This window comes from Helicobacter saguini (assembly GCF_000762875.2).
Lineage (GTDB): Bacteria > Campylobacterota > Campylobacteria > Campylobacterales > Helicobacteraceae > Helicobacter_A > Helicobacter_A saguini.
This window is the reverse complement of record NZ_JRMP02000045.1, coordinates 1-2150: the sequence shown is the minus strand read 5'-3', so window position 1 is coordinate 2150 and position 2150 is coordinate 1. Positions and strand designations below refer to the sequence as shown.

The window sequence follows — 2150 nt, the reverse complement described above, 5'->3', positions numbered from 1 at the left end:
GTCAATTTATATCTTACATTCTTAGTTTTCATTCAAAATCCTTTTATAATCATTTATCACATTAAAACCTACAATTTGCATTAAATTATTAGCTACATTACTTTTATAAACGATAGCTTGATTCTTTGCATTTATCACATTATTACGTAAATCTTTATTAGCATTATGCAAATTTTTTTACACTTTATATTAACAAAACACAAAATTTTTTGTATAAGATTCAGCAATATTTTTTATATTTTGCGGTGTGATATGAGTTTGACTTTCCTTGATTTTTGTGCTGGTATCGGCGGTGGGCGTTTGGGACTGGAGCTAAATGACTTTAAATGTGTGGGTTTTAGCGAGATTGATAAAGAAGCGATACGCACTTATAAAAGCTTTTTTGATACAAAAAATGAGCTAGAACTTGGTGATTTGACAAAGCTAGATTCTAAAAATCTACCTAATTTTGACTTGCTAATTAGCGGATTTCCCTGTCAAACTTTTAGCATTGTTGGCAAAAGGGAGGGCTTAAAAGATTCTAATAAAGGGCAGATTATTTTTCATTTAAGCAAGATTTTGCAAGAAAAACAGCCAAAATATTTTATTTTAGAAAATGTAAAAGGGCTTATAAATCACAATAAAGGTGCGACTTTACGCACGATTTTAGAGCTTTTGCAATCTTGCAATTATAATGTTTCTTACAAATTGCTTAATTCGCTTGATTTTAACTTGCCGCAAAGTAGAGAACGCATTTATTTTGTCGGTATTCGTAAGGATTTAGAATCTAGATTCTATTTTGATACGCAAATCTTGCAAGATTCTAATTTTGCTAATATTAAGGATTTTTTAAGTCCAAATAATGAAAATTTATTTAGAAAAAATACTGAATCTTATAATACATTTTTACGATATATTGAAAATAAATATAATAAAAATAGAGTAAATTTAGAGCAGATTCTATCGCAAGATTTTTTAGTGATTGATACTAGACAAAGCGATTTGAGAATCTATAAAAACAAGATTCCAACGCTAAGACGTGATAGACAAGGTTTATTATATGTTTATAACAAAGAGCTTTATAAACTTAGTGGTTTAGAAGCTTTAAAATTACAAGGATTCTATAAATTAGATAATTTAGAGCAAAAAATTATAAATCTTAAAACAAGTGATATTTTAAGGCAATGTGGAAACGCAATGAGCGTAAATGTGATAGAATCTATTGCTGGTAATATTTTTTATACAAAAAATGAAAAGGTGGCAAATGGATAAAGTGAGTTTAGGTTCAAAAACGGCAAAAGACGGCTTTCAAAATGAAAAATTTGTAATTGAAACTTTTAATGCGTGGAAATCTAATGAATTAGCACAAGAGTGGCTAAAGGCTATGAATTATAAGATTCAAGAAATTGAAAGTGTTAAGGCTGAAAAAATTAAAGGTAGTTATAAAGCTGATGTGCAAGTTGTGATTAATGTAACTATTAAGCTAAAAAAGTTACAAGATGTGCAAAATATTCAAGTCAAACTTGCATCAAATCCGCAGGGTTTCAATCAAATTGACAAACGATATTTAAAATCTTATGTTGAATTATGGAATCTGCCTAATGATATTTTAGAAATTTTGCAATATTTTGTCGGTGAAAAATTACCTAAAATAAATAATCCAAAAGATTCTCGTAGAATGTTTTTTTATGAATTTAGCACAGAAGAGCAAGAAAAGATTCTAAAGTATTTTACAGAAAATAAGATTCTAATCCTAAATGATATTCTAAAAGGGCGTGGAAAATTTGCTAGTGAATGGTTTTTAGTAATTTTAAAAATGAAATATTGTGAGCCTTTAAAATGGCGGTTAAAACCCATTAATGAAGTGATAAATTTTTATAATGGTGAAGTGAAATTTAGTTCGCAAGGAAGCCTAAAAATAGGAAAAATCACAATGCAAAGAAAGGGTGGTGATAATGGACGCGACACTGCTAAAATGTTACAATTTAAAATAAATCCTTGCGAATTGTTTGAGATAGAATAAATTATAGAATCTAAAAAAGCTAAATCATTATCACTTGCTACCCTTGCATTAAGTGAAATCATATTAAAAAGGTTAAATTCCTTTTTCATAGTATCCACTCTCTTACGTCCGCTTTTGCTAGAATCTAGCAAATATACATAAGGTATAA

At 28.4% G+C, this 2150-nt stretch carries 2 protein-coding genes; both read left to right on the top strand.

The features are described 5' to 3' along the window. Positions 1-252: 252 nt before the first annotated feature. The gene (dcm, locus tag LS64_RS12060) at positions 253-1251 is read left to right on the top strand and encodes a DNA (cytosine-5-)-methyltransferase (protein WP_193554445.1); all 999 of its coding nucleotides are present in this window, start codon (positions 253-255) and stop codon (positions 1249-1251) included. Next, entirely contained in the window at positions 1244-2002 is a 759-nt protein-coding gene (locus LS64_RS12055) for a PDDEXK family nuclease (protein WP_034573690.1), read from the top strand. Before dcm ends, LS64_RS12055 begins: the two co-directional genes overlap by 8 nt. Positions 2003-2150: the final 148 nt, after the last annotated feature.